General features: G+C 72.4%; 17 protein-coding genes. 7 read left to right on the top strand and 10 right to left on the bottom strand.

The genetic code is table 11. The annotated features are described in order from the left end of the window. The first annotated feature begins 9 nt into the window (after nucleotides 1-9). Both AB0F04_RS14925 and AB0F04_RS14920 read left to right on the top strand, forming a co-directional pair. Nucleotides 10-768, top strand: coding sequence for a helix-turn-helix transcriptional regulator (locus AB0F04_RS14925; RefSeq protein WP_362041398.1), 759 nt, complete (start codon nucleotides 10-12; stop codon nucleotides 766-768). Continuing rightward, nucleotides 765-947, top strand: coding sequence for a DUF397 domain-containing protein (locus AB0F04_RS14920; RefSeq protein ID WP_362041395.1), 183 nt, complete (start codon nucleotides 765-767; stop codon nucleotides 945-947). Before AB0F04_RS14925 ends, AB0F04_RS14920 begins: the two co-directional genes overlap by 4 nt. On the opposite strand, the gene AB0F04_RS14915 is transcribed toward AB0F04_RS14920, so the two are convergent. Continuing rightward, nucleotides 931-3,390, bottom strand: coding sequence for a tetratricopeptide repeat protein (locus AB0F04_RS14915; protein WP_362041392.1), 2,460 nt, complete (start codon nucleotides 3,388-3,390; stop codon nucleotides 931-933). The two genes, AB0F04_RS14920 and AB0F04_RS14915, sit on opposite strands and share 17 nt — an antisense overlap. Before the next feature lie 100 nt (nucleotides 3,391-3,490). Here AB0F04_RS14915 and AB0F04_RS14910 point away from each other — a divergent pair, with 100 nt between their 5' ends. Then, on the top strand, nucleotides 3,491-4,006 hold the full coding sequence (locus AB0F04_RS14910) for a DUF2165 domain-containing protein (RefSeq protein ID WP_362041389.1): 516 nt from the start codon (nucleotides 3,491-3,493) through the stop codon (nucleotides 4,004-4,006). Between the two features lie 38 nt (nucleotides 4,007-4,044). Here AB0F04_RS14910 and AB0F04_RS14905 read toward each other — a convergent pair whose 3' ends face one another. Beyond that, the gene (locus AB0F04_RS14905) at nucleotides 4,045-4,599 is read right to left on the bottom strand and encodes a hypothetical protein (RefSeq protein WP_362041386.1); all 555 of its coding nucleotides are present in this window, start codon (nucleotides 4,597-4,599) and stop codon (nucleotides 4,045-4,047) included. An 89-nt stretch (nucleotides 4,600-4,688) separates the two neighbouring features. Beyond that, nucleotides 4,689-5,687 (bottom strand): glycosyltransferase family 2 protein, encoded by a 999-nt coding sequence (locus tag AB0F04_RS14900; RefSeq protein ID WP_362041384.1) that lies wholly within the window; start codon nucleotides 5,685-5,687, stop codon nucleotides 4,689-4,691. Nucleotides 5,688-5,810: 123 nt separating this feature from the next. Between AB0F04_RS14900 and AB0F04_RS14895 the strand changes: the two genes are divergently transcribed. Together AB0F04_RS14895 and AB0F04_RS14890 are read left to right on the top strand one after the other, a co-directional pair. Next, complete coding sequence (locus tag AB0F04_RS14895) at nucleotides 5,811-6,281, top strand: GtrA family protein (protein ID WP_362041381.1); 471 nt, start codon at nucleotides 5,811-5,813, stop codon at nucleotides 6,279-6,281. Nucleotides 6,282-6,317: 36 nt separating this feature from the next. Beyond that, a complete protein-coding gene (locus AB0F04_RS14890) occupies nucleotides 6,318-7,730 on the top strand; it encodes a hypothetical protein (RefSeq protein ID WP_362041378.1) in 1,413 nt (470 codons plus the stop codon). Nucleotides 7,731-7,753: 23 nt separating this feature from the next. Here AB0F04_RS14890 and AB0F04_RS14885 read toward each other — a convergent pair whose 3' ends face one another. Together AB0F04_RS14885 and AB0F04_RS14880 are read right to left on the bottom strand one after the other, a co-directional pair. Continuing rightward, nucleotides 7,754-10,339, bottom strand: coding sequence for a bifunctional FO biosynthesis protein CofGH (locus AB0F04_RS14885; protein WP_362041375.1), 2,586 nt, complete (start codon nucleotides 10,337-10,339; stop codon nucleotides 7,754-7,756). 236 nt (nucleotides 10,340-10,575) lie between these two features. Beyond that, nucleotides 10,576-11,424 carry a TIGR03619 family F420-dependent LLM class oxidoreductase gene (locus AB0F04_RS14880; protein ID WP_362041372.1) on the bottom strand — a complete coding sequence of 283 codons (849 nt, stop codon included), beginning with the start codon at nucleotides 11,422-11,424 and terminating at the stop codon, nucleotides 10,576-10,578. A gap of 227 nt (nucleotides 11,425-11,651) precedes the next feature. Between AB0F04_RS14880 and AB0F04_RS14875 the strand changes: the two genes are divergently transcribed. Next, nucleotides 11,652-13,160, top strand: coding sequence for a CehA/McbA family metallohydrolase (locus tag AB0F04_RS14875; protein ID WP_362041369.1), 1,509 nt, complete (start codon nucleotides 11,652-11,654; stop codon nucleotides 13,158-13,160). Here the strand turns inward: AB0F04_RS14875 and AB0F04_RS14870 are convergent. Then, entirely contained in the window at nucleotides 13,157-13,978 is an 822-nt protein-coding gene (locus tag AB0F04_RS14870) for an endonuclease/exonuclease/phosphatase family protein (protein WP_362041366.1), read from the bottom strand. The genes AB0F04_RS14875 and AB0F04_RS14870 overlap by 4 nt on opposite strands. Nucleotides 13,979-14,078: 100 nt before the next feature. Here AB0F04_RS14870 and AB0F04_RS14865 point away from each other — a divergent pair, with 100 nt between their 5' ends. After that, nucleotides 14,079-14,471, top strand: coding sequence for a nitroreductase/quinone reductase family protein (locus AB0F04_RS14865; RefSeq protein WP_362041363.1), 393 nt, complete (start codon nucleotides 14,079-14,081; stop codon nucleotides 14,469-14,471). 6 nt (nucleotides 14,472-14,477) lie between these two features. Here the strand turns inward: AB0F04_RS14865 and AB0F04_RS14860 are convergent, their stop codons facing one another. From AB0F04_RS14860 to AB0F04_RS14845, 4 genes are all read right to left on the bottom strand, one after another. Continuing rightward, entirely contained in the window at nucleotides 14,478-15,929 is a 1,452-nt protein-coding gene (locus AB0F04_RS14860) for an aldehyde dehydrogenase family protein (RefSeq protein WP_362041360.1), read from the bottom strand. Continuing rightward, nucleotides 15,926-17,656, bottom strand: coding sequence for a D-aminoacylase (locus AB0F04_RS14855; protein WP_362041358.1), 1,731 nt, complete (start codon nucleotides 17,654-17,656; stop codon nucleotides 15,926-15,928). The genes AB0F04_RS14860 and AB0F04_RS14855 overlap by 4 nt, the downstream gene beginning before the upstream one ends. 88 nt (nucleotides 17,657-17,744) lie before the next feature. Beyond that, nucleotides 17,745-18,863, bottom strand: a complete 1,119-nt coding sequence (locus AB0F04_RS14850; RefSeq protein WP_362041355.1) for an LLM class flavin-dependent oxidoreductase — start codon at nucleotides 18,861-18,863, stop codon at nucleotides 17,745-17,747. A 97-nt stretch (nucleotides 18,864-18,960) separates the two neighbouring features. Continuing rightward, nucleotides 18,961-19,731 carry a glucose 1-dehydrogenase gene (locus AB0F04_RS14845; protein ID WP_362041352.1) on the bottom strand — a complete coding sequence of 257 codons (771 nt, stop codon included), beginning with the start codon at nucleotides 19,729-19,731 and terminating at the stop codon, nucleotides 18,961-18,963. Nucleotides 19,732-19,740 lie beyond the last annotated feature (9 nt).

The following is a 19,740-nucleotide window of genomic DNA, read 5'->3' as shown; positions in this document are numbered from 1 at the left end:
AACGCCCCGATGTGGCGCGAGGCCGCCGGGCTGAAGCAGGCGGAGCTGGGGTCGGCCATCGGGTACGGGGAGGAGATGGTGTCGTCCGTGGAGCGGGCCCGGCGCATCCCCAAGCCGGACTTCCTCGACAAGGCGGATGAGGTACTGGGGGCGGGCGGCAAGATCGCCGTGATGAAGGAGGATGTGGAGAGGGCTCGGTATCCGAAGAAGGTGAGGGACCTTGCCAAGCTGGAGGACGAGGCCCTCGAACTCGGGGCGTACGACACCCACCAGATCAACGGGATGCTGCAGACTCCCGAGTACGCCCAGGCGTTGTACGCCATGCGAAGTCCTTCCTTCACGGAGGACGAGATCGAGCGTCATGTCGCCGCCCGCATGGCAAGGAAGTCCGTCTTCGACCGCCTGCCGCGACCGCTCATCACCTTTGTCCAGGAAGAGTCGACGCTTCGGCGACCCATCGGGGGCAAAATGGTGCTGCGCCACCAGCTCGAACACCTCTTGGAAGTCGCCACGTTGCGGCATGTGTCGATCCAGATCATGCCGGTCAACCGGGAGGACCACGCGGGCATGGCAGGTCCGTTCCGGCTTCTGAAGTTCCAGGACGGCAAGACGCTGGGGCACTGCGAATCCCAGCTGCACCACCGCGTGATCAGCGATCCGCGGGACGCCCGGATCCTCGACATGCGCTATGGAATGATCCGGGCGCAGGCCCTCTCACCCCGAGAGTCCCTGGCCTTCATTGAGAAAGTTCTGGGAGACGAGACGTGACCACTGAACTCGCCTGGTTCAAGAGCAGCTACAGCAGCAATGACGGGCCCGACTGCGTCGAGGTCGCCATATCCTCGCCCTCCATCCACATCCGCGACTCCAAGAACAAGCACGGCGCCCAGCTGTCGTTCACCGGCGGTGCCTGGTCCGAGTTCCTGGAGTTCACGGCAGGACGCTGATGTCCGGGTCGAGTTCCCGGACGCGGGCCATGTCGGCCCGGGCCTCCTCCGGATGCCCCATGGCCGTGTGGAGCACGGCCCGGCGGCGCAGGGCCCAGACGTATCCCGGGCGCATCTCCACCGCCTTGTCCAGGTCGGCCAGGGCTTCCGTGTGACGGCCCAGGCGGGACAAGGCCTCACCCCGGCTCGCGTAGGCCGACGTGTACGTGGGGTCCAGGGCCAGGGCGATGTCCAGGTCGGCGACCGCCTCCTCGTCGCGGCCCGCGCCACGCAGCGCGTCGCCGCGTTCGCAGCGGGCCCAGGGCCAGTCGGGGCTCTGGGTCAGCGCCCGGTCCAGGTCGTCCAGTTGGCGGACCGAGTCGCCCAGTGCCCGCCACACCCGGGCGCGGCGGGCGAGCGCCCACGCGTAGTCGGGGTCGAGGTCCAAGGCCCGTCCGAGGTCGGCGAGGGCCGCGTCATGGTCTCCGGCGCGCTCGTGCGTGGCGCCCCGGGAGGCCCATGCGAACGCGGAGGCCGGGTCGAGGCGTAGCGCTTCGGTCAGGTCCCGGATCGCCTCGGCGTCGCGGCCGGCGGCCCGGTGGTGTTCCCCGCGCAGTGCGACGTACCAGGCGTTGTCCGGGTCCAGCGCGACGGCCCGGTCCAGGTCGGCGATCGCCCCGTCGTGGTCGCCCAGGTCGCCCCGGATACCGGACCGGTGCCGGTAGGCGAGGGCCAGTTCCGGATCGAGCGCGACGGCCTGGTCGTACTCGGTGAGGGCCTGAGCGTAGGCGCCCTCGCCGCGCAGCTCGTCGCCCCGTACGAGGCGGGCGCGGGCCTGGGCCGGAGCGTCGAGTACGGCACGGCGCAGGAGCAGGCCGAGGGCGGCGGCGATGCCCTCCGCCTCGAGTGCCGCCGTCAGCTCGGTTCCCCACTCGGCCACGGGCCGGAGGTCGGCGTCCTGCCCCGCGTCCACCAGCACCCGTGCCCATCGCACGGCCATGACCTCACCGGCGCCGCAGGCGTGGACGAAGTCCCGCAACGCCTGCGGCAGCGTCTCCCGTTCACCGGAACAGAGCTGGTGGTAGGACTCGGCTTGGCGCAGGTCCCGCCAGGTGTCGTCGAGCCAGGGATCGGCCACGTCCCGTCCGGCCTCCTCCCGCCACTGCCGGAACGTGCCCGCCAGGCGCCGCTGCCGCTGTGCCCACTCCCGGGGTGCCCTGCGGCGTTCCGCGCGCAGCATCGGCGCCCGTACGACGTCGTGGTAGCGCAGCCGTCCCCCGCCGCGCTCACTGACGAACGGCATTCCCCGCAACCACGTGTAGAGGGACTCCAGTTGCCCCGGTGGGCCGTCGACCGCGGCCCGGAACACATCGCCGTCCAGCCACCTCGGCAGCGCGCAGGACAGGGCGGCGGCCCGCCGGACCGGGTCCTCCTCCCACTTCAGGAAGCGGTCCACGGCCGTCACGCTCGGGTCGCCCACGTCGTGCGGGGCGGTGGGGCGGGACTCGGCGAGGGTGGAGACCAGGACGGGAAGGCCGCCGGTGAGGCGCAGCACCTCCTCGACGACCGGTTCGGACGTCACGCCCTTGGCGGCCAGCAGGCCGCGTGCCTCCGGCTCCGTGAAGGGGGCCAGCGGGAAGTCCGCCACGAAGTCCGCCAGTCCGCCCCAGCGGGCCGGGTCCAGGGGCGTCCTGCCCGCCGTGGTCACCACGGTCGTGGCGGGCACGCTGCCGTGGCGGTCCGTCGTCATCGTCTCGTGCAGCCAGGGGTCCAGGTAGGGGCCCGTCCGCTCATAGGTGTCCAGGAAGAGGGCGGTCCAGGGCGCGTCCGTGTCCGCGAGCTCGCGCAGGAGCACCGGGGTGAGCACCTGCTCGGGGGTGAGGACCAGCCGGAGGTCCTCGTGGTTGCGGAAGCGGGCGACGAGGCTCGCCCGCAACCGGTCGGCCACGCCCGCGAGTTGCTCCGCGTCCAGCATCCCGGCCAGCGGCCCGACCACCGGCACCATCCCGGCGGCGACCACCCCGGCCCGTGCCGCCATCCGGCCTCCCGTGGAGGGGCCGGTCTCCTCGGGCCCGGTGCCCAGGACGGCCAGTGCGGCCAGCTCCGCCTCGTGCCGGTGTGCGCGGTGGGCGGCGAGCAGGCGGTCCAGTTCCTTCAACCGCCGTCCCTGGGCGGCGAACTGGCGGCTGATCTCCGCCATCGCCTCCGGCACGCTGCCCGCGCTGTCGTCGACGTACGCCGTCAGTGCGCCGTGTTCGCGGGCGGTCTGCTCCAACTCCCGCAACAGGAAGGTCTTTCCGACACCGGCGTTGCCGTGCACGTGGAAGCGGAAGCGGTGGCGCTCGTCGTGCGGCGCGGTGCCGAAGTTGGCGCGGAAGGCGGCGCGTTCGGCGGAGCGGCCGACGAAACCGGCCCGGCCGCGCTGCCGTATCAGCTCCTGCATGGACGGTTGCTGCTGCGCCATCCGTACGTTCCCCTCGTCTCGCGCGGTCGGCCAGGATCCTCATTCTCGCTCAACCGCCGCCGGGTACATCGGATGCGTGTGCGCGGGGAGAATGATCAGTATGGCCACCTCCACCTCCACCTCACGCGGCGGGCTGTCGCTCGCCGCCACCCTGCTCACCGCGACCATCGCCCTCTACATGGCACTCGTCGCCTTCGGGAACATCACCGACTTCGGGACCAACCAGCAGTTCGTCCGGCATGTGCTCGCCATGGACACCACGTTCAAGGACGAGGACCTGATGTGGCGGGCCGTCACGAGCCAGGGCCTCCAGGACGCCGCCTACGTCGGGATCATCGTCTGGGAGACCCTCGCCGCGCTGGTCCTCATATACGGGAGCTGGCTGTGGGCCAGACGCGATGAGCGGCGCGCCCGGCAGTGGTCCACCTACGGGCTGCTGATGGTGATGCTGCTGTTCGGGGCCGGGTTCATCGCGATCGGCGGTGAGTGGTTCTCGATGTGGCAGTCGAAGAGCTGGAACGGGCTGGACGCCGCGACCCGGATCTTCCTGTTCAGCGGGGTCGTGCTGATCGTCAACCAGCTGCCGTCCCGGCGGCCGGAGACGCCCGCCTCCTGAGCGCCGCTTCTGGGCACCGCTCCGGCGCGACCGGGCCGTTACCTGACCACGGTCACGGTCGTGCCGACCGTGCCGAACGTCCACAGGGCCGTGCCGTCCGCCTTCCGCATCCTGACTCCGCCCGTCGCGGTGCCGGAGGCGGCGGGTGGCGGTGAGGCCCCGTCGACCGCGTTGGAGAAGGCGACCGAGACGCCGGACTTCGCGGCGAAGTACAGGATGTGCTCGATCTGGACGCCGTCCGAGCCGGTCGTGGCCGGGTTGCGCGAGGACACCGTGTAGCGGCCCGGGTCGGGGCTGACCGAGCCCGGCCAGACGGTGAACGTCCGGCGGGTCGCCTCGCTCGCGTCGACCAGCCAGACCCGCTTCTCGCCGAGGGAGTAGACGATGCGCCGGCCGGTGCCGGAGCCGTCGGGCAGCCGTGCCGGGACCGAGGCGGTCGGGGTGGGCTGCGCCGAGGCCGTGGCTCTCGGCTTGGCGGAGGCGGCGGTGGGGTGCGTGCCCCGGTCCGCCTGCACGCCCAGGACCGTCACCGCGGCTATCGCTCCCACGGTCAGCCCGGTCACCCAGGCCCACGAAGGAAGTCGGGCAGGCACCGGCACGCATCTCCTCAGTCACGGGACCCCGCGTCGAAGCGGGGCTCCGATCATCGTACTGCGCGCCCGCGGCCCCTCGGCTCCCTCCCTCAGGCGCCCCCGGCCGTCTTGCGGACCGGCACCGGGCCGGTGCCGGCGCCGCGGGCGGTGTAGCGGGGGGTGCGCACCGGGGCCGGGTAGGAGAGGTGCACCAGCCGGGTCTGCTCCTGGCGCATGTGCGTCAGCGATTCGAGGATGTAGCCCACGAGCAGCACCAGCGCCGCGATGGTCATGATCGCGGCGGCGAGGATCGCCGTGGGGACCCGGGGCACGGTGCCCGTCTCGACGAAGTCGGCGATCACGGGGATGCCGAGGATGACGGAGACCAGGGCGAGGACGCCCGCGAGCACGGTGTGGACCAGCGAGGGGCGCTCGCGCCGGGCCAGGTCGAGGATGACGCGCAGGATGCGCCAGCCGTCCCGGTAGGTGCGCAGCTTGCTCTCGCCGCCGGCGGGCCGGACCCGGTAGTCGGTGAGGATCTCCGCGGTGGGCAGCCGCAGGTGCAGGGCGTGGATGGTCATCTCGGTCTCGGTCTCGAACTCGCGGGCCAGCGCCGGGAAGGACTTCACGAAGCGCCGCGAGAAGACCCGGTAGCCGCTGAGCATGTCGGTCACGTCGTTGCCGAACAGGGACCGCACGGCCCCGGTGAGCAGCTTGTTGCCGACCGCGTGCCCGGCCCGGTAGGCCCCGTCCGCACTCACCCGGCGGGCGCCGACGACCTGGTCGTAGGGGCCTTCGAAGAGCAGGTCGACCAGGTCGCGGGCGCGGGAGGCGTCGTAGGTGTCGTCGCCGTCGATGATGAGCAGCGCGTCGGCGTCGACGTCGGCGAAGGCGCGGCGGACGACGTTGCCCTTGCCCTTGCGGTTCTCCTGCCGGACGAGCGCGCCGGCGGCCCGGGCGACCTCGGCGGTCCGGTCGGTGGAGGCGTTGTCGTACACGTAGACGACGGCCTCGGGCAGGGCCAGGCGCAGGTCGCGGACCACCTTGCCGACGGCTGCCTCCTCGTTGTGGCACGGCACGACACACGCGATCGTCGGTTCCACGAGCACTCCTTCCTCGACCGGTCCCGCACACCGTCAGCACCTCATACATCAGCACCTCATACAGTGGGACATAGTGCGATATGAGCGCGCCTGACCGGATGGAGCACGCCGGGTCGTTACGCTCGCCGTGTGCCGGTCCTCGACTCTGTGACGCTGCGTGCGCGGGACGCCATCAAGGGCATCTGGCGCGAGGCCGCGAAGTTCGGCGTCGTCGGGATCCTGGCGTTCGTCGTCGACAACGGCGGCTACAACCTGCTCGTCTTCGGCCTGCCCGGCGGCACCGGAGGCGGGGTGATGCGGAGCGCTCCCGTGCAGGCCTCCGTCGTCGCGACGGCCGCCGCCGCGCTCTTCAGCTGGGCCGGGAACCGCTGCTGGACCTACCGCGGCCGGCACCGCGCGAAGATGACGCACGAGCTGGCGCTGTTCCTCGTCGCGAACGGGGTCGGGCTCGCCATCACCGCGGGCACCGTCTTCGCGTCACGGCACCTGCTCGGGCTCGACTCGGCGCTCAGCGACAACACCGCCCGCATCCTCGGCTGGGTCCTGGCGACCCTGTTCCGCTTCTACGCCTACCGGCGCTACGTCTTCGTCGCACCCTGACCGGCCCGCGTCCGCCTACCCGTTAGCATCCGGCATATGGGACAAACAGGATGGGTCTGGTGGGGGCAGCGGTACTGGGCCTGGGGGCTGGCCGCCGTCGCCGCGGTCTGCTGCCTGGCCACGATCCTCGTCTTCGCCCCCGGCTACCTGAGTCCCGACAGCCTCGACCAGCTCCGCCAGGCCGAGGGGAAGAAGCCCCTGACCGACTGGCATCCGCCCGTGCTGAGCCTGGTGTGGCGGGCGCTCATCGCGGTTACCGGCTCGATCGCGTCCCTGCTGGTCGTGCAGTGCCTCGTCCTCTGGGCGGCGCTGTGGGTGCTGGCGCGGTGCGTGTGGCGGCTGACCGCGAGCCGGGGCGGATCGCTCGCGGTGCTCGGCCTCGGGCTGCTGCCGTACGTGCTGACGTTCGCCGGGGTGGTGTGGAAGGACGTGCACGCGGCCTTCGCGCTGCTCGCCGCCTGCGCGGTCGCGTTCACCGGCCTGCTGCTGCGGGACCGCGGCCCCCGCCCCGCCGTGCGCTGGGGCCTGCTCTGCCTGGGCGTGCTGTTCCTCGCCTACGCCATGCTGGTGCGCAAGAACGCCTTCCTCGCCGCGATCCCCGTCTTCGTCATGCTGGTCCTCGCGCTGTGGGGCGCTCCCGGACGCCGTACGTGGGTGACGTGCACGGCGGCCCTCGCGGCCGCGCTCGTCGTCCCCGCCGCCGCCGTCTCCCTGTTCGCCGCGCCGCTGCAGACCAAGCAGGGCGCGCAGATCATGCTCGACGACCTCGTCCACGTACTGACCGTGGACGAACTGCGGTCGGCGGACGTGTCACCCGCCCTGCGGGACCGGCTCGTGGCCTCCGCGCGGGAGTGCGAGCGCGTCGGCGCCCTCTCCGACGCCTACTGGGCCTGCTACCGGCGTCCGGCGGACGGGCTGCGCGGCGACTCGGGCGAGATCACGTCCCTGTGGCTGCGGGAGATGAGCGGGCACGTGCCGCAGTACGTCGCGTACCGCCTGCTGCTCTTCACGACCCTGCTGTTCGAGACCGACTACCCGTACAAGGCCGGCGTCTCCCGCAACGACCTGGGCGTCGAGGTGGCACACCCCCGGCTGCGGGACATGCTCGGCACCTACGTCAAGGGCATGGCCCGGGACCTGCCGTGGCTGTTCCGCGGCTGGTTCTGGCTCGCCGTCGCGCTGGTGCTCACCCTCCGCCCGGGCAGGGGCGTGTGCGCGATGCCCGTCCGGGCGCTGGGCGTCAGCTCGGCGGCCTACGTCCTCGGCTATCTGCCGATCATGCCCGCGACGGACTACCGGTACGTCTACTGGCCGGCGATCGCCTGCTCCCTCGGCGTGCTGCTGCTCCTGCTGGGCCGGGGCAGGCAGGCGCCGCCCCCGACGGCCCCCGGCACCACGGCCGAACGCACCCTGACGGCGCGTCGGCCGGCGGATGCCGGGAGCCAGTAGGCCACCGGTCCGTCGAGCACCGGTCAGTCGAGCACCGGCAGCAGCTCCGGCAGGTGTCCGTCCGACGCGGTCGCCGCCCGCTGCCGCTCCTCGGAGACCTCGCCGTAGAGGGTGTTCCGGGGCCGGGCCGGACGGCCCGCGGCGTCCGCCACGGCGATCAGGTCCTTCACCGACTTGTACGAGCCGTACGACGAGCCCGCCATGCGGGAGATGGTCTCCTCCATGAGCGTCCCGCCGAGGTCGTTCGCGCCCGAGCGGAGCATCTCGGCCGCCCCTTCCGTGCCCAGCTTCACCCAGCTGGTCTGGATGTTGGGGATGTGCGGGTGCAGCAGCAGCCGGGCCATGGCCGTCACCGCGCGGTTGTCGCGCATGGTCGGGCCCGGACGGGCGATCCCCGCCAGGTAGACCGGGGCGTTGGTGTGCACGAACGGCAGCGTCACGAACTCGGTGAAGCCGCCCGTGCGCTGCTGGATGCCGGCCAGGGTGCGCAGGTGCCCGAGCCAGTGCCGCGGCTGGTCGACATGGCCGTACATCATCGTCGAGGACGAGCGGATGCCCAGCTCGTGGGCCGTCGTCACGACGTCGATCCAGTCGGCGGCGGGCAGCTTGCCCTTGGTGAGGATCCAGCGGACCTCGTCGTCGAGGATCTCGGCGGCGGTGCCCGGGATGGTGTCCAGGCCCGCTTCCTTGGCGGCGGCCAGCCACTCGCGGATCGACATGCCGGTGCGGGTCGCGCCGTTGACGACCTCCATCGGCGAGAAGGCGTGCACGTGCATGCCCGGGACACGTTCCTTCACGGCCCGCGCGATGTCGAAGTACGCCGTGCCGGGCAGGTCCGGGTGGATGCCGCCCTGCATGCACACCTCCACCGCGCCCACCTCCCAGGCCTGCTGGGCCCGGTCGGCGACCTGGTCCAGGGAGAGGGTGTAGGCGTCGGCGTCGGTGCGGCGCTGGGCGAAGGCGCAGAAGCGGCAGCCGGTGTAGCAGACGTTGGTGAAGTTGATGTTGCGCGTGACGATGTAGGTGACGTCGTCGCCGACGGCCGACTTCCGCACGTCGTCGGCGACCCGGGCGAGGGCGTCCAGCGCGGGGCCGTCCGCGTGCAGCAGGGCCAGGGCCTCGTCGTCGGTGAGCTTCGTCGGATCGTCGGCGGCCGTGCGCAGCGCCTCGCGTACGTCGGTGTCGATACGCTCGGGCGCCATGCCCGGGGCGGCTGCCTCACGCAGGGCGCCCCAGTCGCCGTACACCTCGTCGAAGTCGTCCCGGCGGTCCGAGGTGCGGCCCTCGGTGTCGATGGAGCGGTGCAGGTCGGTGCGGCCGGACGCCGTGAAGGCCTCCTCCGGCTCCTGCCAGGGCAGCCCCTGCGGCAGGGCGTCGGGGCGGGCGAGGCCGGTCTCCGGGTCCGCCAGCGCCGCCACGTGCGGGCGCAGCCGCGGGTCCAGCCAGGGCTCGCCGCGCCGCACGAACTCCGGGTACACGCACAGGCGTTCGCGCAGCTCGAACCCGGCCGCCCGGGACTTCTCGGCGAGCTGCTCGATCTGCGGCCAGGGGCGCTCGGGGTTGACGTGGTCGATGGTCAGCGGGGAGACGCCGCCCCAGTCGTCGATGCCGGCGCGGATCAGCCGCTCGTACTCGTCGTCGACGAGGTTGGGCGGGGCCTGGATGTTGCCGCTCGGGCCCATGAGGAGACGGGCGACGGCCACCGTGGCGACCAGTTCGTCGAGTTCCGCGTCGGGCATGCCGCGCATCGCCGTGTCCGGCTTGGCGCGGAAGTTCTGGATGATCAGTTCCTGGACGCCGTGGTAGGCCCGGGAGACCTTCCGCAGCGCGAACAGCGACTCGGCGCGCTCCTCGTAGGTCTCGCCGATGCCTATCAGGACACCCGAGGTGAAGGGCACGGAGGACCGCCCGGCGTCCTCCAGCACCCGCAGGCGGACGGCGGGCTCCTTGTCGGGCGAGCCGTGGTGGGGGCCGCCCGGCTCCGACCAGAGGCGGGTCGCGGTGGTCTCCAGCATCATGCCCATGCTGGGCGCGACCGGCTTCAGGCGCTGGAAGTCGCTCCAGCTCATGACGCCGGGGTTGAGGTGGGGCAGCAGGCCGGTCTCCTCCAGGATGCGGATGGAGATGGCCCGGACGTAGGCGAGGGTGTCGTCGTAGCCGTGCGCGTCGAGCCACTCGCGCGCCTCCGGCCAGCGGTCCTCGGGCTTGTCGCCGAGGGTGATGAGGGCTTCCTTGCAGCCGAGGGCCGCGCCTTTGCGGGCGATGTCCAGCACCTCGTCCGGCGACATGAACATCCCGTGGCCCTCGCGGCGCAGCTTGCCCGGGACGGTGACGAACGTGCAGTAGTGGCACTTGTCCCGGCACAGCCGCGTCAGCGGGATGAAGACGCTCTTCGAGTACGTGATGACGCCCGGCCGCCCGGCCGCCTCGAGCCCCGCGTCCCGCACCCGGGCTGCGGAGGCCGACAGGTCCTCCAGCCGCTCCCCCCGGGCCTGGAGCAGCACCGCCGCCTCGGCGACATCGAGCGAGACACCGTCCCTGGCCCGTTTCAGGGCACGACGCATGGAGTTGTCGGTCGGGCCGGTTCCGGAGGTCGCGAGGGTCGTCATCCTTCGAGCATACGAGTGCGCTGATCAGCCGAGGCAGCGGCGCCCGCGTCGCCGGGCGCGTTCAGCTCGGACGTGCGGGTTCGTCGGCGGGTGCGGGTGGCGCGTGGTTTCTCGCGCAGTTCCCCGCGCCCCTGAAGGCGGCCGCAGGCCTTCCTTCAGGGGCGCGGGGAACTGCGCGACCTGCCACGACGGACCCGCGGTCGGCCACGCACCCCGCCCGGCAGACGAGACGCCGGCTACCCCACGAACACCCCGTACTGGTCAAGGGCCTTCAGCACCTCCGCCTCCCCCGCCGGGGGCAGCTGCACCACGACTTCCTCGATGCCCAGGCCGGCGTAGTGGGCGAGCTTGCCCGGGGAGGGGTGGACGGCGTACGGGACGACCTGGAGGGCCTCGGGGTCGCGGCCTGCGTCGGCCCAGACGGTGCGCAGCAGCGGCAGGGCCTCGCCCAGGCCCCGGCCGCCGATCGGCAGCCAGCCGTCGGCGTACTCGCTGATGTGGGCGAACAGCCCGGGTCCGGCGGCCCCGCCCAGGAGCGTGCGCGGGCCGATGACCGGGCCGCGCGGCTTCAGCACGGGCTTGGGATACGCGTGACTGGCCCGGACGCTCCCGAACTCCCCCTCGTACGCCGTCGGCGCCTGGGACCACAGGGCCCGCATCAGCGCCATCCGGTCCCGGACCAGTGCGCGCCGGGTGCTCCAGCGCACGCCGTGGTCGGCCGCTTCCTCGACGTTCCAGCCGAAGCCGACGCCGAGGGTGAACCGGCCGCCGGAGAGGTGGTCGAGGGTCGCGACCTGTTTGGCCAGGTCGATCGGGTCGTGCTGGGCGACGAGCGTGATGCCCGTGCCGAGCCCGAGCCGCCCGGTGACGGCGGCGGCCTGGCCGAGCGCCACGAACGGGTCGAGGGTGCGGCCGTACTCGGGCGGCAGCTCACCGCCCGCCGGGTACGGGGTGGTCCGCTCCACGGGAATGTGGGTGTGCTCGGGCAGGTACAGCCCGGCGAAACCGCGCTCCTCCAGCTCCCGGGCGAGCCGGGTCGGGGTGATCGTCTCGTCGGTGAGGAAGATCGTCACGGCGATGCGCATGACGTATCTCTACCGGAGGACGGCCCGACTGTCGATACCGACCGGTCGGACTTTCGGATGACCGGCATGACGGCCGGACGGCCGCCACCGGCGCCCCCACCGCGCTCTCTGCTCGTCGCCGTCCGATTCCCTTGCCTTGCAGGCCTGTACCGCTGACTACAAGGGTGCACACGCACCACCCCGCACCACCTGTGCCACGTCACCGACGAGACCTGGGGAGCAGCAGCATGTGCGAGGACAGCCACGGCGGGTTCGGCCGGCGCGCCCTGTTCATGACGGGAGCGGCGGCCGCGCTTACTTTGGGAAGCGTGAGCTTCGCTTCAGCGGCCGACGGGAGCCGGGAGAGCAGGACCGTGCGCGGCACGCTGCCGCCCGGCTCGCCGGACTTCGTGTACGTGCCCGTCGAGGTCCCGGCCGGGGTCCGGGAGCTGAAGGTCGCCTACACCTACGACCGGCCGGCCGTCCCGGCCGGCACGCCGGGCAACGCCCTCGACATCGGCGTCTTCGACGAGCACGGCACCGAGCTCGGCGGCCGGGGCTTCCGCGGCTGGTCGGGCGGGGCGCGCACGGAGTTCTTCGTCCGGGCGGACGACGCGACGCCCGGCTACCTCCCCGGCCCGGTGAACGAGGGCACCTGGCACATCGCGCTCGGCCCGTACACGGTCGCCCCGCAGGGCCTGTCGTACGAGCTCACCATCACGCTGACGTACGGCGAGCCGGGCGAGACGGTCGAACCCGTGTATCCGCCGGAGCGGGCGAAGGGCCGGGGGCGGGCCTGGTACCGGGGCGACTGCCATCTGCACTCCTGGCACTCCGACGGCCGCCGCACCCCCGCCGAGATCGGGGAACTGGCCCGCGCGGCCGGCCTGGACTTCATCAACTCCTCCGAGCACAACACCCACGCGGCGCACGCGCACTGGGCCGGCGTGGCCGGGGACGACCTGCTCGTCCTGCTGGGCGAGGAGATCACCACCCGCAACGGGCACGTCGTCGCGCTCGGCACCGACCCGGGCACCTTCGTCGACTGGCGCTACCGGGCCCGCGACAACCGCTTCGGCCGGTTCGCCCGGCAGATCCGCCGCGCCGGCGGCCTGGTCGTCCCGGCCCACCCGCACGCCACCTGCGTCGGCTGCAACTGGAAGTTCGGCTTCGCCGAGGCGGACGCCGTGGAGGTGTGGAACGGCCCCTGGACGCCCGACGACGAGGTGGCACTCGCCGACTGGGACAGCATGCTCGTGGCGTCCCTGCGGGACGGGCGGGGCTGGCTCCCGGCGATGGGCAGCAGCGACGCCCACCGCTCGCCGGACGCGGTGGGCAGCCCCCAGACGGTCGTCCTGGCCGACGACCTGACCCGGGCGGCGATCCAGGAGGGCATCCGGGCGGGACGGTCCTACGTCGCCGAGTCCGCGCGGGTCGCCCTGTCGTTCCGGGCGTCCGGCGGCCGCGGCGAGCACGCGGGCATCGGCGAGCGGCTCACCGTGGGCCGCGACACCCCCGTCACCGTCCGCCTGGAGGTCACCGGCGCCCCGCGCTGCACGGTCCGCCTCGTCACCGACCAGGGCGTCCTGCACACCAGCGCCCCGCTGCCGGTCTCCGGCTCGGGCGTCGTCGAGTGGCGGACGACACCGTCGTACGCGGCGTACGTACGGGCCGAACTCCGGCACGAGGCGGCCGCGGGCCCCCTGCCCGGGCCGCCGGCGGCGTTCACCAACCCGATCTTCCTCGGGCGCGACTAGGCGGTGTCCGCCAGGTCGGCGACGACCGCCGCGTGGTCGGAGGGCCAGATGCCGTCGACCGGTCCGTCACAGGCACGCCGTACGTCCCGGACGCGGCCGAGGCCGTCGGGGCCGGGCGGGCCGACGTGGATGTAGTCGATGCGGACGCCGGGCTCCCAGGTGCGTGCCACGTACGGATTGGCCGGGTCCCAGGTCACGGAAGGGGCGGCCGGGTCGGCGTACTCCCAGGCGTCCAGCAGGACCTGGCCCGCTACGGCCGGGGCCGTCTTGTAGCCACCGAGGAGGCGGACCTCGTCGGAGTCGGGCCAGGCGTTGAGGTCGCCGGTGACGACGGGCGGGAAGAGGGTGTCGCCGCGGTGCCGGGCGACGAAACCGGCGAGCGCCGCGGCCTGGTCGCAGCGGACCTCCGAGGCGTCCGGGGCGGAGGTGAAGTGCGCGGTGAAGAAGGGGAGTTCGTGGCCGGGGGCGGCCAGGCGGGCGTACAGGGCGAGGCGGCCGTCGTCGGTGTCGGCCGGGGCGGGCAGCGGCAGCACGTCCTGCTCGACGACCGGCCATCTGCTCAGCACGGCGTTGCCTATGCCGACCGCCGGGTCCCCGATCCGCCGCTGCCACCGCTGCGGGGCGGGCGAGGCGCCATAGGCACAGTGCAGGCCCAGTTCGGCGGCGAGCCACTCGGCGAGGTTATCGCCGTCGGCAGCCCACACCTCCTGCAGTCCGACGACGTCGGGCCGCAGCTCCCGCAGGGCCGTGAGGATCGCCTTCTGCCGTGTCTGCCACGGCCCGAAGCGCCACCAGAGGTTCCAGGTCACGATCCGCATCCGCAGCCACCCGCTCTCTCCGACGCCGCGTGGGCGATCATTGAAGCAGGAAGCGTCTCAGACAACCGTGAAACCTTTGTGCGAAGGAGACCCGCAGACGATGTCCCGCCGCACCGACCTGAGGTTCCGCGCGACCACGGCCTTCCAGCGCCGCCTCAACCCGCTCCTGCGCCGCCTCCCCTTCCAGACGGTCCTGGAGACGACGGGCCGCGTCTCCGGGCTGCCCCGCCGGACACCGGTGGGCGGGCGCCGCGTCGGCGGATCCTTCTGGCTGGTGTCGGAGTTCGGCGAACGCTCGCAGTACGTACGCAACATCAAGGCGGACCCGCGGGTGCGGGTGCGGATCCGGGGGCGGTGGCACGAGGGGACCGCGCATCTGATGCCGGAGGACGATCCGGTGGCCCGGCTGCGGGGGCTGCCGCGGGTCAACAGCCTGGGCGTGCGGGCGTTCGGGACGAATCTGCTGACCGTACGGGTGGACCTGGACGCCTGAGGGGCGTCAGCCCGGCCAGACGATCGACTGCACCTCGCTGTAGGCGTGCAGGGCGTACGAGCCGACGTCGCGGCCCACTCCGCTCTGCTTGAACCCGCCGAAGGGCGCCTCCATGTTGCGGCCCACGGTGTTGATCCCGACCCCGCCGGCCCGCAGCCGCCGGGCCACCCGGAAGGCCCGGGCCACGTCGCCCGACCAGACGTAGTCGATGAGGCCGTAGTCGGTGTCGTCGGCGAGCGCGATGCCCTCCTCCTCGTCGTCGAAGGGGATGACGGCCACCACCGGGCCGAAGATCTCCTCGCGCGCCACGCGCATGTCGCCGGTGCAGCCGGCGAGGAGGGTCGGGGCGACGTAGAAGCCGGCCGGCAGGTCCGGGCGTTCGCCGCCCGCCACCACCACCGCGCCCTCCTTGCGCCCCAGTTCGACGTACGACTCCACCCGGGCCCGGTGTGCCGCCGAGATGACCGGCCCGACGACGGTGTCCGGCTCCCGCGGGTCGCCCACCTTCAACCGGCCCGCGTAGGCCGCCAGTTGCTCCACCAGCCTGTCGTGGATCCCGCGCTGCGCCAGCACCCGGGTCGGTGCCGTGCAGATCTGCCCGCTGTAGAAGGAGAAGGTGGTGCCGATCCCGGCCACGGCCGAGCCGAGGTCGGCGTCGTCGAAGACGAGCGCGGCGCCCTTCCCGCCCAGCTCCATCAGCTGCCGCTTCATGCCCCGCCCGCACACCTCGGCGATCCGCCGTCCGACGGCGGTGGAGCCGGTGAAGCTGACCATGTCGACGTCCGGCGACGCCACGGCCGCCTCGCCCACCTCGGTGCGCGAGCCGCTGACGACGTTCACCACACCCGGCGGGGCGCCCGCCTCCTGAAGCGCCTCGGCCATCCGGTAGACCGACAGCGGATCCTGCGGGGCCGGTTTCACCACGACCGTGTTGCCCATGGCCAGGGCCGGGGCGACCTTCCCGGCCGGGTTGGCCCAGGGGTTGTTGTACGAGGTGATGCAGGTGACGACCCCGACGGGCTGCCGGACGGCCAGGGCGCCCATCACCCCGGCCTTCCCCATCGGCCCGGCCTCGTTGATCTGCGGCGGGATCGGCCACTCGGCGGGCTCCACCCGCGCGTAGCGCCGGAAACGGGCGGCGGCCACCCCGACCTGCAGGGCGCGTGCGGTACCGAGGGTCGCCCCGGTCTCGGCCCGGGCCAGCTCCGCGTGCTCCTTCAGCCGGCCGGCGATGATCCCCGCCGCCCTCCCGAGGACCGCGGCCCGCTCCTCCGGGGCGGTGCGCGACCACGGACCGAAGGCCTCGCGGGCCGCGGCGCAGGCCGCGAGCACCTGATCCCGCGAGGCCTCCGGCGCCCACCCGACGGTCTGCTCGCCCGCCGGGTCGATCACCTCGTAGTGGCCGCCGTCCGGCTGCACCCAGGAACCGCCGACGAACAGCGACTGGCGTGCCGTCACCTCGTGCTCACCGTCTCCGTGTCCCGCCCCGAGCGGAGCACCCGGCCCGGTACCGCCCCGGTCACCACGTCGTCCCGGATGGCCTCGACGCCGTTGACCCACACGGCCCGCACGCCCAGCGCCCGGGAGTCCAGCCGCGGACTGTCACCCGGCAGGTCGTGCACCAGGGTGGCCGGGCCCGCGTCGATGCGCTCCGGGTCGAGCAGGACCAGGTCCGCGTGCCAGCCCTCCCGCACCTGCCCCCGCTCCCGCAGCCCGAAGAGCCGGGCCGGGTCGTCGGTCAGCATCTTCACGGCCTGCTCCAGACCGACCAGCTTCCGGCCCCGCAGACAGTCCCCGAGGAACCGGGTGGTGTACGGCGCCCCGCACATCCGGTCCAGATGGGCACCCGCGTCGGACCCGCCGAGCAGCACGTCCTCGTGCTGCCAGGTCTGAGCCCGCAGCGCCCAGGACGCCGGGTCGTTGTCGGTCGGCATCGGCCACAGCACCGTGCGCAGCCCGTCGTGGGCGCAGATCTCCACCAGGCACGCGAAGGGCTCCTGCCCGCGCTCCTCGGCGATGTCCCGCACCACGCGCCCGGTGAGCCCGGCGTTCGCCTCGCTGTAGGTGTCGCCGATGACGTACCGCCCGAAGTTCGCGAGCCGCCGGAAGACCCCCGCCTCCTTGGAGTTCGCCCGCCGCAGCAGCTCGGCCCGTACGTCCGGGTCCCGCAGCCGCTCGATCCGCTCCGGCACGGGCAGCCCCAGCACCGGCCCCCAGCCGGGGATGAGGTTGAGCGCGCAGAACGTCCCCAGGGACATGTTCATGGGAGTGAGGATCGGCATGGTGAGCGCCACGACCCGCCCCCCGGCCTTCCGCGCCCGCTCGCTCGCGAGCAGCTGCCGGGGCACGCGCTCGGGAACGGACGCGTCGATCGTCAGCACGTTCCAGTTCAGCGGCCGTCCCGCGACCGCGCTCATCTCCACGAACAGATCGATCTCCGCGTCGCTGAACTGATCCAGACAGCCCGCGACGATCGCCTCGATCTGCGTGCCCTCGCACTCCCCGACGGCCCGCGACAGCGCCAGCAGCTCGGCCGGCTGGGCGTGCCGCGAGGCGACCGGCTGCCCGTCCCCGTCGGAGTGGCTGCTCGACTGGGTCGTGGACAGCCCCCAGGCCCCGGCGTCCATGGCCTCCCGCAGCAGCCGCACCATCGCGGCGAGCTGCTCCTGACGCGGCTGCCCGCCCACCGCGTCCGGCCCCATCACGTACCGCCGCAGCGCACAGTGCCCCACCATGAAACCGGCGTTGACGGCGATCCGCCCCTCCAGGGCGTCCAGGTACTCCCCGAAGGAATGCCAGCTCCAGGGCGCCCCCTCCTCCAGCGCCACCAGCGCCATGCCCTCGACCCTGGACATCATCCGCCGCGTGTAGTCGGCGTCCTCGGGCCGGCCGGGGTGCAGCGGCGCGAGCGTGAAACCGCAGTTCCCGCCGGCGACGGTGGTGACCCCGTGGTTCAGCGAGGGCGTGGCGTACGGATCCCAGAAGAGCTGGGCGTCGTAGTGGGTGTGGGGGTCGACGAAGCCGGGGGTGAGGACGAGGCCGGTGGCGTCTTCGGTGGTGCGGGCTTCCTGGGTGACCTGACCGATGGCTGCGATCCGGCCGTCTCGTATGCCGACGTCGGCGGTGTATGCCGGTGCGCCCGTCCCGTCCACGACGGTCGCCCCTTTGATCACGTGATCGAGCATGACCACTCATCTCCCTGGGCTGCATGTCCCTCAGGGGCGCGGGGAACTGCGCGACCAGCCACACACCACCCGCACCCGCCAACGACGCTCAAACACCCCGCCGGAACCGCGAAGTCCGATGCACGGGATCCGTATCGATCTTGGGAATCACGTACTCCCCGACCAGCCGGATCGTCTGCAGCGTCTCCTCCTTCGGCACCCCCACCGGCAGTCCGAAACTCAGCTGGTCCGCCCCGGCCCGCTCCCACCGCTCGCACTGCCGCAGCACCTCGTCCGGATCCCCGCAGATCAGCAGCTCCTCCTCGATCAGCACCTCCACGAACTCCTCGGTGTACTCCGGCAACGTCTCCGGCCACACCGGGAACCCCTCGGGCCGCGGGAACGTGTCGTGGTACCGGAACACCAGCGAGGGCAGATAGTGCAGCCCCCCGCTCGCCGCGATCCGCACGGCCTCCGCGTGGGTCGGCGCACAGATCGCCGTGGTCGTCACCATCACGTTGTCGTTCACGAAGTCCCCGACGGGCTCCGCGTCCACGATCGCCGTCTTGTACTGCTCCAGCACCCACTCCATGTCGGAGACCTTCTGCACGCTGAAGCCGAGCACGCCGAGCCCCTTCTTCGCGGCCATGGCGTACGACGGCGGCGACCCGGCCGCGTACCACATCGCCGGGTGCGAGCCGCCGTACGGCTTGGGCAGGACCTTGCGCGGCGGCAGCGACCAGTGTTTGCCCTGGAAGCCCTGGTACTCGTCCTGGAGCCACATCTTGGGGAACTCGGCGATGGTCTCCTCCCAGAGTTCCTTGGTGTGGTTCATGTCGGTCACCCCCGGCATGAACCCGAGGATCTCGTGGGACCCGGCGCCCCGGCCGCTGCCGAACTCGAAGCGGTTGCCGCTGAGGTGGTCGAGCATGGCGACCTTCTCGGCGACCTTCACCGGGTGGTTGACCGGGGCGAGCGGGTTGAAGATCCCCGAGCCCAGGTGGATCCGCTCGGTCGCGTGCGCCAGGTAGCCGAGGAAGACGTCGTTGGCGGACAGGTGCGAGTACTCGTCCAGGAAGTGGTGCTCGGAGGCCCAGGCGTACTTGAAGCCGGACTTGTCCGCCTGGATGACGTACTCGGTCTCCTCCATCAGCGCCTTGTGCTCGGCGAGTGGGTCGGTCTCGGCCCGTTTGCCGACGTATCCCTGAACGAAGATGCCGAATTCCAAGGAGGTTCACCGCCCCACGGTCAGTTCTGACGATGCGTCAGATTTATGGCTCCGACTGTTCCACCGGCCCCCGGGGGCGTCAATACCTGATGGAGCGTCAGATGACGTTGACCCCGGCCAGCCACCCGCCGTCGATCACGAACGGCTGTCCCGTGATGTACGAGGAGTCCTCCGAGGTCAGGAACAGCGCGAGCCTCGCCACCTCCTCGGGCCGCCCGGCCCTGCCCAGCGGCACGAGCTTGCGGTACAGCCGGTCGAGGCCCTTCGCCGCCCGCACCGGGTCGGCGTCCGGGTCGAGCAGGGCCGGGTTGGCCATCGGGGTGTCGATCGCCCCCGGGCAGACGGCGTTGACCCGTATTCCGCGCCCCGCCAGCTCCAGGGCGGCGACCCGGGTCAGACCGATCACGGCGTGCTTGGTGGCCGCGTAGGAGCCCACCGCGGCCATCCCGGTCAGGCCCGTGCAGGAGGCGGTGTTCACGATCGTGCCCCCGTCGGCCATCTCCGGGGCGACCGCCTTGATGCCGAGCAGGCACCCCACCTGGTTGACCTGCACGACCTGCATGAACTCGTCGAGGGGCGTGTCGAGGAGGGAGTTGAAGCGCAGGATCCCGGCGTTGTTGACCAGCCCGTCGACCTGGCCGTAGGCGTCCTTGGTGGCGGTGACGGCGGCCCGCCAGTCGTCCTCCCGGCCCACGTCGAGATGGACGTACCGCGCGCCGATCTCCTTCGCGAGGGCCTCGCCCCGGTCGTCGAGCACGTCCGCGACGACCACCCGGGCCCCCTCGGCGGCGAACAGCCGGGCCTCCTGTTCGCCCTGGCCGCGTGCGGCGCCGGTGACGATGACGACGCGTCCGTCGAGCTTGCCCATGGGGTCTCC

Source organism: Streptomyces sp. NPDC029041 (genome assembly GCF_040637515.1).
Classification (GTDB): domain Bacteria; phylum Actinomycetota; class Actinomycetes; order Streptomycetales; family Streptomycetaceae; genus Streptomyces.
Note: the sequence above shows the minus strand (reverse complement) of the source record. Positions and strands in the feature narration are given on the sequence as shown.